20 protein-coding genes are annotated in these 17,889 nt (G+C 43.7%); 7 read left to right on the top strand and 13 right to left on the bottom strand.

Features of this window, described 5'->3' with window-relative positions; all coding sequences use genetic code 11:
* Positions 1 to 29: 29 nt before the first annotated feature.
* The 5 genes from ACED45_RS02055 to ACED45_RS02035 all read right to left on the bottom strand — a co-directional run bounded on the left by ACED45_RS02055 (position 30) and on the right by ACED45_RS02035 (position 6,137).
* A complete protein-coding gene (locus ACED45_RS02055) occupies positions 30 to 533 on the bottom strand; it encodes a PqiC family protein (protein ID WP_054541021.1) in 504 nt (167 codons plus the stop codon).
* Positions 533 to 2,092 carry an intermembrane transport protein PqiB gene (gene pqiB, locus ACED45_RS02050; RefSeq protein ID WP_371713233.1) on the bottom strand — a complete coding sequence of 520 codons (1,560 nt, stop codon included), beginning with the start codon at positions 2,090 to 2,092 and terminating at the stop codon, positions 533 to 535. Before pqiB ends, ACED45_RS02055 begins: the two co-directional genes overlap by 1 nt.
* Positions 2,093 to 2,181: 89 nt before the next feature.
* The gene (locus tag ACED45_RS02045) at positions 2,182 to 3,429 is read right to left on the bottom strand and encodes a PqiA/YebS family transporter subunit (RefSeq protein WP_371713232.1); all 1,248 of its coding nucleotides are present in this window, start codon (positions 3,427 to 3,429) and stop codon (positions 2,182 to 2,184) included.
* Positions 3,430 to 3,660: 231 nt separating this feature from the next.
* Positions 3,661 to 5,055 (bottom strand): polysaccharide lyase family 7 protein, encoded by a 1,395-nt coding sequence (locus ACED45_RS02040; protein WP_102575545.1) that lies wholly within the window; start codon positions 5,053 to 5,055, stop codon positions 3,661 to 3,663.
* A gap of 215 nt (positions 5,056 to 5,270) precedes the next feature.
* Positions 5,271 to 6,137 carry a LysR family transcriptional regulator gene (locus tag ACED45_RS02035; RefSeq protein WP_371713231.1) on the bottom strand — a complete coding sequence of 289 codons (867 nt, stop codon included), beginning with the start codon at positions 6,135 to 6,137 and terminating at the stop codon, positions 5,271 to 5,273.
* 141 nt (positions 6,138 to 6,278) lie between these two features.
* Between ACED45_RS02035 and ACED45_RS02030 the strand changes: the two genes are divergently transcribed.
* Entirely contained in the window at positions 6,279 to 6,653 is a 375-nt protein-coding gene (locus ACED45_RS02030; RefSeq protein WP_017060338.1) for a YybH family protein, read from the top strand.
* A gap of 214 nt (positions 6,654 to 6,867) precedes the next feature.
* Here ACED45_RS02030 and proX read toward each other — a convergent pair whose 3' ends face one another.
* From proX to proV, 3 genes are read right to left on the bottom strand one after another with little or no spacing between them, the layout of a single operon-like run.
* Positions 6,868 to 7,875, bottom strand: coding sequence for a glycine betaine/L-proline ABC transporter substrate-binding protein ProX (gene proX / locus ACED45_RS02025; protein WP_371713230.1), 1,008 nt, complete (start codon positions 7,873 to 7,875; stop codon positions 6,868 to 6,870).
* The gene (gene proW, locus ACED45_RS02020) at positions 7,868 to 8,962 is read right to left on the bottom strand and encodes a glycine betaine/L-proline ABC transporter permease ProW (protein ID WP_371713229.1); all 1,095 of its coding nucleotides are present in this window, start codon (positions 8,960 to 8,962) and stop codon (positions 7,868 to 7,870) included. The genes proX and proW overlap by 8 nt, the downstream gene beginning before the upstream one ends.
* A gap of 3 nt (positions 8,963 to 8,965) precedes the next feature.
* Complete coding sequence (proV, locus tag ACED45_RS02015; RefSeq protein ID WP_371713228.1) at positions 8,966 to 10,153, bottom strand: glycine betaine/L-proline ABC transporter ATP-binding protein ProV; 1,188 nt, start codon at positions 10,151 to 10,153, stop codon at positions 8,966 to 8,968.
* 641 nt (positions 10,154 to 10,794) lie between these two features.
* Here proV and ACED45_RS02010 point away from each other — a divergent pair.
* Entirely contained in the window at positions 10,795 to 11,532 is a 738-nt protein-coding gene (locus ACED45_RS02010) for an HAD-IIB family hydrolase (RefSeq protein WP_102431619.1), read from the top strand.
* 49 nt (positions 11,533 to 11,581) lie between these two features.
* On the opposite strand, the gene ACED45_RS02005 is transcribed toward ACED45_RS02010, so the two are convergent.
* A complete protein-coding gene (locus ACED45_RS02005) occupies positions 11,582 to 11,794 on the bottom strand; it encodes a TIGR02450 family Trp-rich protein (protein WP_102431639.1) in 213 nt (70 codons plus the stop codon).
* A gap of 176 nt (positions 11,795 to 11,970) precedes the next feature.
* On the opposite strand from ACED45_RS02005, the gene ACED45_RS02000 reads away from it, so the two are divergent.
* Together ACED45_RS02000 and ACED45_RS01995 are read left to right on the top strand one after the other, a co-directional pair.
* A complete protein-coding gene (locus ACED45_RS02000) occupies positions 11,971 to 12,246 on the top strand; it encodes a nitrogenase-stabilizing/protective protein NifW (protein ID WP_371713227.1) in 276 nt (91 codons plus the stop codon).
* 138 nt (positions 12,247 to 12,384) lie between these two features.
* A complete protein-coding gene (locus ACED45_RS01995; RefSeq protein WP_048658353.1) occupies positions 12,385 to 13,509 on the top strand; it encodes a M14 family metallopeptidase in 1,125 nt (374 codons plus the stop codon).
* A 139-nt stretch (positions 13,510 to 13,648) separates the two neighbouring features.
* Here ACED45_RS01995 and ACED45_RS01990 read toward each other — a convergent pair whose 3' ends face one another.
* Positions 13,649 to 14,005 (bottom strand): PilZ domain-containing protein, encoded by a 357-nt coding sequence (locus ACED45_RS01990; protein ID WP_371713226.1) that lies wholly within the window; start codon positions 14,003 to 14,005, stop codon positions 13,649 to 13,651.
* Positions 14,006 to 14,217: 212 nt separating this feature from the next.
* Complete coding sequence (locus ACED45_RS01985) at positions 14,218 to 14,844, bottom strand: LysE family translocator (RefSeq protein ID WP_136985074.1); 627 nt, start codon at positions 14,842 to 14,844, stop codon at positions 14,218 to 14,220.
* A 209-nt stretch (positions 14,845 to 15,053) separates the two neighbouring features.
* Here ACED45_RS01985 and ACED45_RS01980 point away from each other — a divergent pair, with 209 nt between their 5' ends.
* The 3 genes from ACED45_RS01980 to ACED45_RS01970 all read left to right on the top strand — a co-directional run bounded on the left by ACED45_RS01980 (position 15,054) and on the right by ACED45_RS01970 (position 17,197).
* Positions 15,054 to 16,292 carry a DEAD/DEAH box helicase gene (locus tag ACED45_RS01980; protein ID WP_102480782.1) on the top strand — a complete coding sequence of 413 codons (1,239 nt, stop codon included), beginning with the start codon at positions 15,054 to 15,056 and terminating at the stop codon, positions 16,290 to 16,292.
* Between the two features lie 253 nt (positions 16,293 to 16,545).
* Positions 16,546 to 16,767: a hypothetical protein gene (locus ACED45_RS01975; RefSeq protein WP_102480781.1), complete on the top strand. Its 222-nt coding sequence runs from the start codon at positions 16,546 to 16,548 to the stop codon at positions 16,765 to 16,767.
* A gap of 127 nt (positions 16,768 to 16,894) precedes the next feature.
* Positions 16,895 to 17,197, top strand: coding sequence for a thiamine-binding protein (locus tag ACED45_RS01970; protein ID WP_017065764.1), 303 nt, complete (start codon positions 16,895 to 16,897; stop codon positions 17,195 to 17,197).
* A gap of 57 nt (positions 17,198 to 17,254) precedes the next feature.
* Here the strand turns inward: ACED45_RS01970 and ACED45_RS01965 are convergent, their stop codons facing one another.
* The gene (locus ACED45_RS01965) at positions 17,255 to 17,422 is read right to left on the bottom strand and encodes a hypothetical protein (RefSeq protein WP_009846446.1); all 168 of its coding nucleotides are present in this window, start codon (positions 17,420 to 17,422) and stop codon (positions 17,255 to 17,257) included.
* A 109-nt stretch (positions 17,423 to 17,531) separates the two neighbouring features.
* Complete coding sequence (locus tag ACED45_RS01960) at positions 17,532 to 17,792, bottom strand: DUF1289 domain-containing protein (protein ID WP_048609553.1); 261 nt, start codon at positions 17,790 to 17,792, stop codon at positions 17,532 to 17,534.
* Positions 17,793 to 17,889: the final 97 nt, after the last annotated feature.

The following is a 17,889-nucleotide window of genomic DNA, read 5'->3' as shown; positions in this document are numbered from 1 at the left end:
CTACCAGCGGTATTCACACAGACAGACACCTAAGGCAATTGCGTCTGTATCTCAGATAACACCTCATCTAACCCTTCACCTAGGGCTTCAACAAGTGCTTCATAACCTGCTTCTTTCAACGGTACTTTTGATTCGAAGTCGGCACGCGCGAGCTCTGAGCCTTGCTCGCTCAATACCCAAGTTCCTTTCACTTCTGCGTTTCCGGTATAAGAACCATTGAACTGCTCAAAGGTTATCGTCAACTCTCTTTCAGGCTCTCCCGATGTATCAGAAGTATTGACTCGCTCTTCAAGCAACCCTTCAAGGTTTTCCGCCCAAACGTGTTTACGCGCAGACACCAATTCATTTTCAGACTTGCGATAAGCTATTCCTATCGTGTCGAGGTAATCCGGCAAATCAACACTAGTTTTGACCTTAAAGATGGGCTTATCCAATGTACTTTCAGGCAAGAGGTAGGCGTTAGTACCATCAGTAGGCGCTGCGCACCCCAAGAGCCCAACTGACACAACCAGTGATATAAATTGCTTTCTCATTATTCCACTCCCTTAACTGGAATCGGGTCTTCTTCTACTTCGCTACCAAACACTAACGCATTGGGTTTGTCGTTCAGTACTTTAATCAGTGGGCGAAGCTCTTTTAACACATGTTCTAACTCTTCAGATGCACTGATCAATCGCTTGTAAGCGTCGGAGTCATCATCGTAACTTTCTAATGTCGCCTCAAGTTGCTTCATGGTGTCACTCAGATCTTGTGGTAACGCTTTTGCGCCCTCACTACCCATCAGTTGATCGACACTCTTCAAGGTAGTATCTAATGATGCAAGCGATCCGTTTAAATTGGCGATAGTCGCGTCTAACGGTAGCTCGTTAATCTTGGTTAGGAAATCGGTGATCTGATTTTGAATTTCGGTTAGACCACCCGCGACAACCGGGAACACAGGGTAACCATCAAATTCTCTGGGTTCGTAAGTCTCCTCATCTTCATAAAAATTAATGTCGACAAACAGCGCTCCCGTGAGCAAGTTACCCGTTTTCAAGGTTGCTCTTAACCCTTCGCCCATTTGCAGCTTGACGCGTTCAGCAAAGGCTTCGGCATTCACGGCTCTAAAGACTTCAGAAACTCGTTCTATTTCCAGCTTGATTAAGATAGGAATACGGTTCGAGACCTTGCCATCTTTATCCATGCGAATTTGTAACGGCACCGTATCCACAGTGCCAATCCTGACACCTCGATACTCCACTGGAGCCCCTTTCCTTAAACCTCGAACCGATTCTTCAAATAGCAACACATACTCGATCGATGTCGTGTACTTACCTTGTAAAACCGCGTCGTAATTGTCGTACAGAATGTACTCTTGAAGGTTCTCTTTTATCTGCAATCCAGGCTTAATACTTTCGGCTACATCAAAGCTCACACCGCCAGTCAGGATGCTTTCTATTGACGCAAAGTTAGCGTCTAAACCATTCGCACCAAACTTCACATCGATTCCAGAAGATAGCCAAAACTGCGTTTTTTCGAAAATCAGGCCATCATAAGGTGCAAAGATAAACAGTTGGTATTTACCCTCTTTCTTTTCATAGTCAAAGCTTGTTTTCTCAACCCGACCCACCACGAAGCCATGATGCAAGACAGGTTCTCCTACACGCAGTTGATTGGCCTTATTATGTGAAACCACCACACGAATTCCTTTGGTATCTGGTCCCGCGACGGGTGGTGTGTCTAATACATCGAACTTCAATTGAGACTCACTCGATTTACCCGGCTTCAACTCAATGTACGACCCCGACAAAATGGTCTCAAGCCCACTAATGCCATCGGTGCCGACATGGGGCTCAACCACCCAAAATTGGGTTTCTTTATTGATCATGCGTGAGGCTTTCTTGTCTATCTGAGCTTTGGCTATGATGTATTCGTAATTTTCACTCAGCGCGACATCCGTAATAGTGCCCACATGTACATTTTTAGACTTAATTGCTGTCTTTCCAGCTTCGATACCTGAAGCATCAGGCAAGATCAAAGTGATCTCTGGTCCGCGATTGTTGAAGTACTGAAACAACATCCAACAGCCGACCAGAACCGCGATAATGGGCACAATCCAGACCGGAGACAATTCATTTTTTTTGATACTTTCGCATCTGACGCGCTTTGTTTTTCCATATACCCCACACCTCTACCGAGAGATTATTTCCATATAATTCGAGAATCAAAAATCATTGCCGACAACATAGTGAAAATGACGACGGCAGCAAAAGACAAAGCAGCAGGCCCAGGATAAATCGCCATCAATCCGTCTAATTGAACCAAGGCAACCAGAATGGCAACCACAAAAATATCTATCATTGACCACCGACCAATAAACTCAGTAACACGGTATATTTTGAGAAATCGAGTCGCTTCATCAACAGGTAAGCCCTGAACCCTTTTTGCATTCCAATACAAGTATGCGAGCGCAATCATTTTTGCCATCGGTATAAACACACTGGCAAGCAAGATGATCAAAGCGACTGGGTATGACCCCATATTCCACAGAATGATGACACCTTCGATGATGGTTGAACCTTCACTCGTCCCGAATGCAGACGTATACATCATTGGGTATAGGTTTGCCGGGATGTAAAAAATAATGGATGTGAGTAATAGAGCCCACGCTATCTGAAGGTTTTTGGTCGGATTAAATCGGTGTAGGTGAACATGACAACGAGAGCATTGACTAAGTTGGTCATCATACAAGTGAACCTGCCCACAAACATGACAAACCAAATGCTCATGCTTTTGAAAAAGGCTACCCGTTACCGATTCATGCAACGGCTTAGGTGGGATCAATCGGTCCCAGATCCAATCAAAATCAACCAACGAAATGGTTTTGACCACCAGCATAGCGTAGATACCAAATGCCCAAAACGATATGCCCATAGAGACATCGGCTAGTGCTGCTATTTTAATCAAACTAACCAACACACCAATCAAAAATACATCCACCATGAGCCACGGTTTAACCCAGCTCAAGGTCTTTAAAATGAAGATCGCTAAACGGCTTAGGTTCGGCGAGTGGGTGCGCCTTTTTTCAGTCAACGAATAGAACCAGATCGCGCTAATCAGAAAATAAGCAGGCAGGAAAATAACGGCAAGAAATAAGAGCGCGGCAATCAGTGAATTATCTAACCTATTCATCATATCCACGGCTTGATAAAGGGTTATTTGTTGACTGATACCTTGGACGCTAAATGACATGTAGGGAAAAGTAAGACTCATCACGAGTGTGATCAAACTGGCCACTGCGTAGGCCATCACTCCTTGTCCCTTACTCGCACCGATGCTGCACAATGTATGATGACAACGAGGGCAAGACGCCTCACTGCCCGAAGGTAATTCCCGGAACTGACTGACTAACTCACATTCGATGCATGACTTGGTACAAAGATCAGACAATAACGGCACCTCTTAGCGGTTGATAAGCAACTAGACACTAAGACTAACTATAAGTAAGGGTTGGATTTTTTGCCAATATGCACCCAATTAAACAAATACAGTATGGTAGAAATGAGAGGTAGAAAGATAAAAGAAAAGATGACCAATTGGCCACCTCCTTTTAATCATTGAACGAATACAAACGGCAACGATTTAACTCGTTGCCGTAGTCACGCACTATTTACAGCGTGATCAGTTGTGATTGTTGTTTAACTGATAGAAAGTCACTTGCGCATAATCGCTGTCGTCACTTGAGTTATCTTGCAAATAGATACCTGCTTTGAAGTACATGTAGTTATCTGCATCGTCATAACCGCTGTTACTCATATCCACTTCTTTTGCCGCCAATTCTGAGCCATTTTGACTAATGGTAGTAATCAACTTGTCACCTTCAACAACAATGGAATACGAGAAGGTTTCATCGAGTGCAATTCCGCCACTTGGGTTGCTAGTGCTGTTTAAGTCACCGTCAGAAGTTACCATGTTACCTAAAAGGTTATGCCAAGTTTCATCGCCACCGTTCGATTTCGAGGTTTCATGAGCGAAGTAGATTGCGCCTTTGTCGTTACCTGGCAGTTTATGGTAGTACAGACGAATAGGTTCGTTTTTCTCAGCGTGGATCTGGCCAATCACGATTCGACCCACTTGTTCAGTGTTCGAAGTAGTTGTCGTCACATGATTGATAGCTAACGTCGCATTTAACGTCCCGTCGATACCACCAAAGTCAGACTGGTCACTCGATGGAATAGACGAAAACGCCCAGTTATTGTCTTTACCCGAGGTGGAGTAAGAGGTATCACCGCGACGAAGCATTTCTCTTAATTCGGTACGAACATATTTTGTTCCGCTAGATGTTGTCACACCTTCGACAGGTGTGTAGAACACCAAGCCACCATCACTACCGGTATAGAAGAATTGGTCTTCATAACCCGCATCAAGCGTGTTCTCTTTGATAGAAGTCGCGTAGCCATCACCTTCATCAACGGGAATGCTCACATACCAATCCAGTAAGTCGAAGTTGCCTGATGGCGGTAGGTTTGGATCGAGTCCGTAGTCAGGGCTATCGTTGCCACTGATTTCGACTTCAGTAATATTCGTCCAAACACTTTCCGCGCTGTTTTCAAAGACTTTGATACGAATCCAACGAGCTTGAACATCCGTCACATCGTAGGTTTCAAAACCAGATGTGCTGCCACTACTATATCCATAGTAAACCTTGTCCCAGCTACTTGAACTTTCATCAGCTAGCGCTCTGATCTCGAATTTATAAGTTTGCTCTTCACCTTTACCCCAAGCTATCGCGACGTCTTGAACATTTTGTACTGATCCCAGGTCGAGCACTAAATTAACGGGCGCATTCTGAGCTGCCCAACGTGATGACCAATCAGTACTGCCATCAATCGTATTCGATGCTGGGTAAGAGCTGTGCGCTCCGCCCCAGTCTGATGCGGATTGAATGTTCAGTGTTTCAGCCGATACGCCATAAGTAGCCATCGCTAAAAGAACCGCGCACGACAATTGTTTGTAAGGTTTAAATTGGTGAGTTCGAGGTTTGCAAGAAGTGAGTTTGCAAGGTTTAAAGGTCATACAAGTCTCCATGATATGTTTCACGTATATTATTTATTCCATATTTTGTAGGGTGTTACCGAAGTAACGAGAACCACTATAGGACAATATTTGTACGACAAGTTGAACAAACATCACAATAATGAATTATTATATTACAAATAAATAACTATGTGACATGAACCATTCTTATACCAAACACATCATCTAATAAGACAGCATTATAACGAGAAGCTTTAAACCAAATTACACTTGAGCTTTTCCTCCAACGCTTGGATACACAGCTTGATGGCGATAGGCGTATTTGAAGCGAATGGGTTTAGCGCATAAACCGTGTTAGTGGGTAATTGAAAGCTTGGCATCATGTCGACCACCTCACCGGATAGCTGATGAAGGTAAAAGTCTGGAATAGCGCCGATACCGACGCCAGATTTAATCAAAGCGAGACAACTGTGAAAGGAGTTCGTAATGCAGCTGGCTGGCTGTTGGTAAATAAAGTCTTGTTCATTTTGCGAACTAAAGTGATGAGTCACCTGTTTTCCCTGCCAAGAGTTTGCGATGTAAGGAATAGATTTAAGCTCACGAAAGAGCATGCTTTCAACGCCACATAACACATCTTTAAACTCACCTAAACGCTTTTGCTTTAAGTTACTGTCACGAGAACTGCCCACTCGTACCGCGAGATCAATATCGTGCTCCATGAAGTCTAAATGCTGATCGTCGCTTATCAGTTCTGGCTTTAACTTCGGATATTGTTTCATCAGATCGGCAATAACAGGCGCTACCAATAAATCCATCAAGGCATTCGGAGCTGTGATACGAATCCGGCCTTGTGGCTCTTCTAGCTCGGCTTTTGCCATATCCCAAGCCGATTCAGCGATCACATTGATGTCTTTGCAACTCAAATAAAAGCGCTCACCCATGCTTGTCAAAGTTTGTCTTCGTGTTGTGCGTTTAAGGAGAGAGGCGCCTAACTCTTGTTCTAGAATTTTGAGATGTTGACTGACGACAGATTTAGACAACTCTAACTTTTCAGCCGCAGCCGAGACTGAACCCTGATCTACGATATGAGCGAAAATCGACATCTGCTTTAGCTTACTCATCTTATTGTTCTCTTTTTACAAACAGTATTTTCCATTATCTCTGTTTTTAAAATCAATTTCCAAGACTAAACTCAATTCAACTTATCGAAATACCAAATAAAAAAGACAGTGCTCGAAACAAGACTGTTATGGAGAAAGACAATGTTAGACAACCAAATTTTAGAAGCATGTAAGCAAGGCATTAACGCGTGGCAAAAGGCTTTCAACAACCAAGATGCGAAAGGTTGTGCCGATCAATATACTAAAAGCTGTGTAATGGAAGCGCGTCCATTTGGTACTTTTGAAGGTCATGAAGCGATTCAAGCATTTTGGCAAAACATCATCGACCAAGGTTTCAAAGACGTTGATTACACCGATGTAAAATGGGAAGAGCACCCAGACGGCGGTTACATTCTTACCGCGAGTTGGACAATGAACAAAGCGTTTGGCGTTGTACATCATGAACACTGGGCACTTGAAGCCGATGGCTGCGCTCGCTTAGTCAGCGACAACTTCGAAGTTCAAGGCGAACGCTAGAGCTAGAAGCTAGAAGCTAGAAGCTAGAAGCTCAAGAATAGAAACAGAAAACAAAAAGCCAGCAATCCAAATTGGACTGCTGGCTTTTTTAATGTTCACTCTTGTCGCTTTATCACTTCATTTGAAAGCGACTTAGTAAATCTACACAATCACAAAACACGCTCATAGTATCTAGTCAAAATGTTAGGCTAGCTAGACCAAGTGTGAGTAACCGTTATAGTGAAGCTTGCTTTGCTTCAGCAATCCAAGCATCAAACGTATTTTGGTTCGCTTTGATCCAACCGTTAACGTGTGCTTCGATATCAGCAGAGCTGTTTTTACCTTTGCTCATCATCATGTTCTGAGCACTTACATCATTGATGTTAAGTTTGATGATTTCGAAAAGCTTCGCTGCTGACGGGTTGTTCTTAGCAAACTCTTTGTTCGCAATAATGCGCATTGAGTTCATTTCGAAGCCGTAGTTTTTACCATTAGACAAAGTAGTATCAACATTCGCACGCTCACCAGGAAGTGAAGAGAATGGCACTTCTAGCCATACTACATCTTCGTTAGGCACCAATACGCCACTCACCCAGTATGGTGTCCACGTGTAGTAAAGGATTGATTCACCCTTTTGGTAACGAGAAATTGTATCTGCAATGATTGCAGCGTAGTTACCTTGGTTGTGAGTTACCGTATCGTCCAGTTTGAACGCTGAAAGTTGGTGTTCAATCACCATCTCACAACCCCAACCTGGGTTACAGCCTGTTAGGTCTGCTTTGCCATCACCGTCCGCATCAAACAGCTTCGCGATTTTTGGATCAGTTAATTGACCAATGTTGGTGATGTTGTACTTTTCAGCCGTTTTCTTATCAATTAGGTAACCTTGAGCAGCGCCGCTTACATATTGGCCTTCACGGTAGAATTTCTCATCACCACCTGCCATTGTGTATTTATCAGCATGAAGCGGGAACCAACCTACCGTTAGGAACGTTGCGTCACCCTTTGCAATCGAGGTGTAGCCTACGTTGTAGTCCACTTCTTGATTTGATTTCACGTCATAACCCAGTTCTTCTAGAGCACGGTTAACGATCAATGTTTGGAATGTCTCTTCCGCTACAGACGATTGAACAGGCTGAACTGATACGCCATCACCCGGTAGGCTTGCTGCCCACACGTTAGTCGATACCGCTAATGTAGAAACGATGCTTACTGCGAGTTTACTCTTCCATGAATTATTCATTGGTGTTTTTCCTTAATTGAAGTTCTGATTTGTTACCGCGATTAAGTACATTCAGTACAAGGGAAACAGGTCCCATGCGATACCAGCGTAATTTTGTATTACCAGCATTGACACCCAGTACTTGGGTGATTCTGTCTAATAAGATGGCTAAGATAACGATGCCTAAACCACCAACAGCAGCCAGTCCCATATCTAAACGGCCGATACCTCTCAGTACCATTTGACCGAGACCACCTACCGCAATCATTGACGCGATAACCACCATCGACAGTGACAGCATCAGTGTTTGGTTTACGCCCGCCATGATGGTTGGCAGTGCTAATGGCAATTGAATTCGATAAAGCATCTGCTTTTTGCTTGCGCCAAATGAGTGACCGGCTTCGATCAACTCTTCCGGTACTTGCTGAATACCTAAGATGGTTAAACGTACCACTGGCGGCAGTGCGAATATGATGGTTACAACAACACCCGGCACGTTACCGATACCAAACAACATGACGATTGGTACGAGATAAACAAAGGCAGGCGTGGTTTGCATGGCATCCAGAATTGGACGAACGAATTTAGCCGCCGTGTTGCTGCGGGCGAGCCATATCCCCATGGGTAAGCCAATCAACAGACAGAAGAAGACCGATGTCATCACCAACGAAAGCGTAGTCATGGCTTCAGACCAAGCGCCAATCAAGCCAATGAACGTCAAGGATACTGCGGTAGCAACACCAAGCTTCAAGTTTGAAAACTGCCATGCGACTAAAAACAAGATGATCAACATGAATGGTGCTGGCGTAGAAACCAGTGCTGTTTCAAATGAACTTAGGATGAAATCGATGGGCACACGTATCGCCTGAAACAGTGGGCGTCCATGTTCAACCAACCAATTAAGACCAGACTCAACCCAAGTATCGACTGGTAGTACAGCTTCAGCAAAAGGGTTCAGTGGGTCAAAAGGCGTAACCTCAACGGTTTCACTGCTTAGCCAATCCGCTGATGGTGCGGTCTCAGTTGTTTGGCCCCAAGGATCACTTGCCGGCTGAGTAGACGGAGCTGCTTGCGACCATGGGTCATTATTTGTTTGTTCCGACGACATGATCTATCCCTTATCTAATGTTTGTAGCAGTCGTGACTTAGTCACAACGCCAAAGTAATTACCTTGCTCGTCCACAACAGGAACGGAATAAGGCACACCGCCAACAAGGCCAAGCACATCATTGATTGGTAAATCTGGATTCAGAGTTAAGCCATCACTTAGCTGAGCGCTAACCAAAGATTTGTTCTCTTTGTGGGCTTTGCGAAGGGAGTCGATAGAAACAATGCCTGAGTAGTGACTGCTCTTCTCAACAACGATGCCATATTCACGGTCGTTATCCATCAAGATTTGCAGAGCCGAAGCTGGACCATCGTGCTCAGATTTCTTAAATACCGCTGCAGGTTTCTTGCGTGCGATGTCTTTAACCGTAAGGACACTTGCGACATTCACACCACGGAAGAAAGCTTCAACGTAGTCGTTCGCTGGGCTGTTTAAGATCTCGTCAGGAGTACCGACTTGAACCACTTCGCCATTTTGCATAATCGCGATTCGGTCACCGATACGCATCGCTTCATCCAAATCATGCGAGATGAAAACAATCGTACGCTTATCATCATTTTGAAGTCGGATTAACTCGTCTTGCATTTCAGTACGGATCAGTGGATCGAGTGCAGAGAACGCTTCGTCCATTAACAGAATGTCCGGGTCACATGCTAAAGCACGAGCCAAACCAACACGCTGCTTCATACCACCAGACAGTTCATCTGGGTAAGACTCCGAATACGCGCCAAGGCCTACTCGCTCTAACGCAGCCAGTGCTGACTCTTTTCGTTTATCAACATCGACACCCGCAAGCTCAAGGCCAAACGCTGTGTTTTCGATCACAGTCATATGCGGCATCAATGCGAAATTTTGAAAAACCATGGAAATGTTGTTGCGGCGGACTTCGCGGAGTTCATCTTCTGAGATGTGGGCAATGTCTTTGCCTCGTAGAAGCACATTGCCTTTGGTAGGTTCAATCAAGCGGTTAAGAAGGCGTACTAGGGTTGATTTGCCAGATCCTGACAGTCCCATTATGACGAAAATCTCGCCTTCTTGAATACTAAGAGAAACATCGTTAACGCCGATCGTTAGCCCTGTTTCTTCGAAAACTTTATCTTTGTTCGCACCTTGATTAATCATCGTAAAAGCGCGGTCGGTGTCTTCACCAAACACCTTGTACAGTCCCTTAACTTCCAGTATGGGATCCATATAATCTAATCCTTTCTTAGCTATTTTAACTTAAAAATGGTTATTTAAGCTCGAAAAACGATTAGCACTCTAAGTAAATAACCAGTGTAAATCAAGGGATATCGCACTGTAACCCACCCACAAAACCACCAATCCCCTAGAAAAATTAATGATTAATAATAAAGTAGAAAACACCCAACACACTGAAAACAAAAGATATTAAAGCAACAGGGCCGCTTGCAACATTATGTGTTACTTACTGACAGATTATTGAATATTTATTTTACATTTGAGCAATTAATACGCGAAACAGACCAAGAATAGCATTAAATAGTTCGTGCACAAATAATTCGAATACAAACTATTTATTAAGATTTAATGACGCTTCAGAGTTGATCATCCACCCTGCTACAGGGATAAGATCCACACTCGGCATCGACATAAAATCCAAAGGTGAACTGGCTAAAGTCAGCGAGATAAAATCGATCTTTTCAACCAAGAGTTTCAAAACATCACACCAACTGTGACACTTGCTGCAAACTATTAAACGTCGATTATCCAAGCTAAAAGACAACTTGTAGAGTCCTCACTGCTGAGCCATTCTTTATAAAAGAAATTGACATTTCCCCGCGATGAATTAGAGAAAAAGACAAGGAATTCGAATGATAAAAATGCTGGTGTGTGACTTTGACGGGACGCTGGATGGAGGCTCTTCTCATGGGGTGAATCAGTTATTTAACTACCTAACCGAGCAACCTGATATTCGTTTTATCATTGCGACAGGAAGAACTCTGCCGTCAATTCGTGTTGGGTTGGCGTCTGATAACTACCCGAAACCACACAGCATTATCAGTGATGTTGGCACTAGAATTCATCACGATCACTCCCAAAAACCCGATCATGTTTGGCACAATCAATTAGAAGCGTCGTGGAACAAATCCAAAGTAGAGACAGCACTCGCACCACTCGACTTTATGGGCGAACGCTTTGAAAATCATCAGGGTGATTACAAGATTACTTTTGAAGGGAAGCTGTCTGAACCTCAACATGAGTTGATTGAATCAAGCTTGGAGTTGCACGGGTTAGATGTACACCTCACCTACTCCCACGACTGGTATTTGGACATCACACCAAAGGGCGTCAATAAGGCTACTGCGATTCATCACCTGCTCAAGCAGCATGATTTGAGCGTAGAAGAAGTGTGTGTAGCAGGCGACTCTGCAAACGACACATCCATGCTAACGATAGAGGGTGTAAATTCGATATTGGTTGCTAACCATTATCCAGAAGTGGCGCACCTATCCGACAGAGACAATGTGTACACCAGCACAGCAACGCACGCTGAGGGTGTGTTAGAGGGGCTCAAATACTGGCAAAAGCGAGCGTCGAGCATCCGATAAACGCTAGTTAGCCATTAACAACAAATTCTAATCAAACAGGCTTCCGGTCCTACTTCCAACCTGGGAGCCAATTTTGATTATCTGTAAGCTCTCGCCAATTGATGTCTTCTTCTCGTTTGGTCATTACCGCCTCTATCATGCAGCGCACGACCTCCCCTTCATCAAATTCAACTTCTGTGACCATAAAGTGCTTTTCTTTCTTCACGGGGCTAACGGCTGTCCATTTACTGCGAAGTAGTTTCTTTGGATTGATTCGATTCATTGGTTCTGTCCTGTCTTAGTTTTTTAATACTTTATCTATAATCCTCAAAGAGTTAAAAAGATCACTTCAAGTTTAAAAAGCCCACGATTCAAACCCAGGTAAGTCATAACTAAAATCAATAAAACAAATCGTAAACTCGATACAATAGTTGTCACCAGAACAGAAACCTACTTCCCATGAGCCAAACAGAATTCCAACAAAAAATAGCGAGTTTCACTGCCATCGAACAAGCGCTTGATTACTTTGAGATTGACTTTGATAGCAAGTTCATCGACCAAAATAGAGTCGAGCTTGTGAAACGATTTAATGGTTATCTGATTCTTGCGAAACCTGATGATTGGTTTTCTGGACGAAGGGCATTGAAAAACGCTTATTGCAAGGTGCAACGTAGCAAGTTAGATCGCCACACACGTTCTGCCTGCCGTGGGTGTACAACTTGCCAGCGCCGATAGTTGGAAAGTGGGTTGTTCAAAAATAGACAACTAAAAAGTGGATAGTTGAAATAACATCTCATTACGATTTAGTTAGTGGTTTGCTCGAAAAAAATTGTGCTAATCTTACGGCAACTCAACTACGAGATAAAAACTACAATGAAAATTTTCAGCAATTTCGAAAGCGGCAACATCCACGTCGTTTCAGCAGATTCACCACAAAACATTCAACTGACTATCCCAGCAGACAACCAGACTGAAATCTCTCAGTGGTTTCACTTCCGCTTAGAAAGCGATGCTCAACAAGCACACCACTTCGAAATCGGTCAACTGGCAACATCGGCGTATCCTGAAGGCTGGAAAGATTATGATGTGGTTGCATCGTACGACCGTGAAGAGTGGTTCCGTATCCCATCTCAATTCGATGGCGACACACTAAGCTTCGACATCATTCCAGAGCACGATTCAATGTACTTCGCGTACTTCGCGCCTTACTCATACGATCGTCACCAAGATCTTCTGCACAGTGCTCAAACGCACCCGGCTTGTAAGCTTGAAACTCTGGGCCACACGCTAGACAACAATGACATCACTTTGCTAACCATTGGTGAGCCAAGTGAAGAGAAGAAAAACATTTGGGTTATAGGTCGCCAACACCCTGGCGAGACTATGGCTGAATGGTTGATCGAAGGTCTACTTCAACGTCTGCTTGATGAAACAGATACAGTAGGTCGTTCTCTGCTAGACAGCGTTGTTTTCCGCGTGGTTCCTAACATGAACCCAGATGGCAGCATCCGCGGTCACCTTCGTACTAATGCGATTGGCGTTAACCTGAACCGTGAATGGCAATCGCCTTCTATGGAACGTAGCCCAGAAGTATTCCTTGTTCGTGAGCGCATGCTAGAAACGGGCGTTGATCTGTGTCTAGACATTCACGGCGACGAAGCGATCCCATATAACTTTGTAGCAGGTAGCGAAGGCACGCCTTCATACAACGAGCGCATTGCTAAACTAGAAAATCACTTCAAGCAAGCACTGCTGACTATCACGCCAGAGTTCCAAGATGAGTTTGGTTACGATAAAGACGAACCGGGCAAAGCGAATATGACGGTTGGCACAAACTGGATTGGTGAGCAGTTCAAGTGTTTAGCTTACACAGTCGAGATGCCATTTAAAGATCACATCAGCCACGCAGACGAACTTTACGGTTGGTCTCCAGAACGCAGCGTTGCATTTGGTCACGACATGTTAGCCGCAGTTTGGGCGACAGTAGACGAGCTATAAAACGAACTATAGGCAGACTAAACTCCTTAGTTTGTCCGTATCGTTAGTTTGCTTACATATATAGTAAAGCCCAGCACTTGAAAAAGTGCTGGGCTTTTTAATATCGGTTTGAATGAGTGAATCTAACTTTAAAAGCTTTCTATGCCACTCTGAGGCTAGCAAAAAATACTGGGTATCGCTGTCTGATGTGGCGTTGTTCAGACACCATATCTTTAAAGCTCGGGCCTTGTGATAACTGAACGATCACTTCGTCACCTTCTTGTCGCAATACAGCACCGCTAATATCAACACTGTTGTTGTCATGTAACCTTAAAGTGCCTGCCATTGAAAAGCCGAGGTAAACCGGAATAATATTACGCATCATCAGGCGTACGCCCTTTTCAGAAACTTCACTGACATGAAAAAGCTCATCCTTAATTCGCATCACCGGACGTGCCTTTTGAGGGTACTTTAAGCGGTAATATTTGCGTTTCTGGGTGAATGAATCTTCACGCATTAGTGACTCCCTGTCTCTGTTATTCGGTCAAGCAATAGACTTTGGCTTCAATTGGTCTCAAACAAACACATTCACCAAATTGATAGCTGATAATTATATCGACTTTATAACCTAATGCTTTAGGCATTTATGCGAGAGACAAGGATTCCCTAAGATTCAGTGAAAAGTGAGATATGAGTCGTATCGGTTAACGCTTCTATCAAGCTCTAAACCTAAAGCTGAAACAACGCCAACTGAATGCTGAAGCCCACAAATAGAACCCCACACACGATGTTCATCATTTGCGAGGTACGCTTTTGAACCAACAAGCGCTTAAACGTATCCGCCATTAAGATCACAACCAAAAACCACATCGACACCACTATCGCTTGAATCCCACCAAGCATTAGGCTGTCTGACACAATCGTATCTTTTGACACAAATTGAGGGAATATAGAAAGATAAAATAGGACGATTTTAGGATTCAGTAGATTAGTAAGGAGCCCTTTGAAAAATTGGTTATAAAGCTTACTTCCCGATGCGCCTACCACTGAAAGTACGCCCTCTTGAGCGCGCAGCGCCGCACGAAAATGGTTATACCCAAGCCAGACAAGGTACAAAACCCCAGCCCACTTAAGCCCTTCAAAGGCCATGGGAGTGTTCGACAATAACAGGCTTATGCTGTTGGCCGAGATAAATGCGTGAAAAAAGAAACCACATGACACGCCCAACACGTTCACAAATGCGAACAGCTTCCTTTGAGTTAATGCTGTGCTTAATACCAACAGCGCATTAGGGCCCGGAATAATGGCAATAAAAAACACGATAACAATAAACAGCCGGATACTGTCCAAACTCATTTCGATCTCATTTCATGAACATTTTTAGGGCGGACATTGTACGTCCATTCAGTGCCATTACAATATGATAAACGCTTAATTATCGCGTATGGCTAACATACATAATTCGCGCGTATAATGAATGTGTTTATCGTCTAACATACAAAACTGATTCTCTAACATTTGTAGCCCTGTTAGACTCCACCTCCCTTTTGATACTTGGTTCATTTATGTCATTTGCTAGCCTAACCCTTAACGCAAAAACCGTCTCCGCGCTCCCATCTCAATTCAATAAGCCGACAGAGATACAGCAAGCGGTAATTCCTACCATTATTGCGGGGAAAGACGTACTTGCATTGGCTCAAACGGGCAGCGGTAAAACATTGGCGTTCGGCTTACCTTTACTGAATAACATCAACCAAGATGTAAATGAACTGCAAGCACTGATCATTGTTCCAACCCGTGAACTTGCATCTCAAGTGACCAAATCTTTAGAACCGATCGCGACAACGCTCAATATCAAACTGGTAACACTAACGGGCGGCGTGAATACTGATGATCAACAGCAACAATTATCGACTAAACCACAATTAGCCATCGCCACACCGGGCCGCTTACTTGCTTTAATCAAAAGTGGTGAACTGGATGTAGCTCAATGTTCATCATTGGTTCTTGATGAAGCCGACCGCCTGATCGACATGGGCTTTTGGCCAGATATTCAAGCGATTACTGCAGCACTACCGAGCAAACGTCAGTCACTGTTGTTCTCTGCGACACTTCCGCCCGAATTAGTAGGTCAGGCTGAAGAGCTTCTTTCAAATCCAGTTAAAGTCACGACACACCAAGAAAACAGCGTGGTCGCGGCTATTGAAGAAACCCTGTATTTAGTGAACAAAGGCAGTAAAGCTCAAGCGCTCATTGCCCTACTCAATCAACACACATGGCCACAAGTATTGGTATTTATTGGCGCAAAAGACAATGCCGATGCATTAACCAAACGATTGAATAAAGCCAAAATCAGTGTGAGTGCATTACATGGAAATAAGAGCCAAGAAGAACGAGAGCAAGCATTAGAAAGTTTCAAAAATGGCGAGACTCGTGTGCTTATCGCGACAGACGTCATGGCTCGAGGCATTCATATTGATCAGTTACCTGTCGTGATCAACTTCGAATTACCGTCACACGCAGCAACTTATGTACACCGCGTTGGTCGCACAGCAAGAGCAGGAAATACTGGCTTCGCGATCTCTCTGGTTAGCCACAGCGAAACTGATTACCTCAATGCAATTCGCACCCTGACCAATAAGCCGTTAGTGCTGCAACCATTAGAAGGTTTCCCTGTTACCGACAAACCTGCATCTGAAGCGACCGCTCGCAAGCGTCCACCTAAAGATAAAATGGCCAATCGAAGAACAGCCAAAAAGAAGAGCATTAAGCAATTTAAAAGCAAACCAAATAGCTCCAAGTAACCAGAAATAGCGCTAAGCAGCCAGAAATAGAATGGTCAGCCCAGTTTGTACTGGGCTTTTTTATATGCAACAAAACATAAATTCACACCCAAAAACTTACCTAAAGTTGCCAACTTAAATGACACTTTTGTGAATTATGATGCCAAGGTATTGATTCTTGGTTGCTCAAAAAAAATACTCTTAAATCACGTTGACGCCCCTATATCTGGCAACTAGATTTTTCTATTAGTGTCTACAACAGGAGGTCATTGAAATGAAACGTGCTAGCTCTACATATCGATTACAACTGATTAAGGAAGTGGCAACCCGCCGAGATCGTCAACGTTCCAATGACCCGATGGCAAACTACATACAAACCCTAATAGATAATAGAGATGATTGTGATACTTCGGTTGAACGCAACCAGAGGTTCAGTGGCAGTCATTTTGATGAGCACATAGGTGGTTGGGTAAGTGACCACTGGGGTAACAAGTAGGACAGAGAGAGTAATCCAACCAGCATAACCGCTGTAGAATTCGTCTCCGCATTAACCTATCATCTGCAACAATTCCCTATCCTAGAGTAAGCAGAAAGTGTCTGAGTTAAAAAGAGAAAAAGAAGTGATGGTTGCCTTCCAAGTGATACCTCGCGTTAAAGAAGGCAACAACTTCGAAGTGGTTGATAAAGCCATTGAAGTTGTGAAAGCTGCCGATGTGCCTTTCCAAGTCGGTGCGATGGAAACCACGATGAAAGGTGAACTCAACCAATTACTCGATATCGTTAAAAAAGCAGAACAAGCTTGCTACGATGCAGGGGCTGTAGAAGTGATCACGAACATTAAGATTCACAGTAAAACCACCGAGGCCGATGATACATTTTGCACGTACCATCGTGGTGTAACGAAAGCGAATCACATGTTTGTTTAATCACATTTTTGTTTCTGAAAACTGAGCTTTAAACAAGACTCTGGAGAACCAGTGGTGTTATTGGAAAGGCATGTCTGAGAGGTGAGAAAGGATTTCCATTCGTTCTTCTTCTGACATCGAATGCCAATCACGCGGAGTCTCTTCAGGGTCATCTTTCGCCCCGATCGGTTTTCGGTCCAGTGCTTTGACTGGCTCTTTTTTGAGTTTTACGTTCTTTTTATTCATACCGACACCACTCCTTCAGGTACAAAGGTACCTACCTTAATATTACACCCCAACCATTATGTAAAGTAATAGTTACTTCGGAGTTAAATAAAATCTTAATACTTCCTCTTTAGCCAAAAAGATCTCTTTGGGGACTTGTGTTTCCCTCTTCATCGACCTGCTTACCAACCAAGTTTTTTTGCTTCATTATTTTTCGTCTATAGCGCTGACGACACAGCTTTATCACGTGCAATTGTTCTGACGGTGTCATCGACATCCAATTAAAGCGCTCTTCTCTTTTGCGCATACAACCATTGCAATAGCCTTTGTCATCGCTTGAACAAACCCCAACGCAAGGGCTTGGAACTTGGAAAAACTCTAACTGCTCCACCGTGCCTCCTTACACATTTAAAATTACGCTTACTATCTCAAAAATAAGCGATTAATTTGTCGCCTAGCTCATGAAATCCATACTAAACTATGACCTT

The sequence above is a fragment of the Vibrio crassostreae genome (genome assembly GCF_041439375.1).
GTDB lineage: Bacteria > Pseudomonadota > Gammaproteobacteria > Enterobacterales > Vibrionaceae > Vibrio > Vibrio crassostreae_D.
Note: the sequence above shows the minus strand (reverse complement) of the source record. Positions and strands in the feature narration are given on the sequence as shown.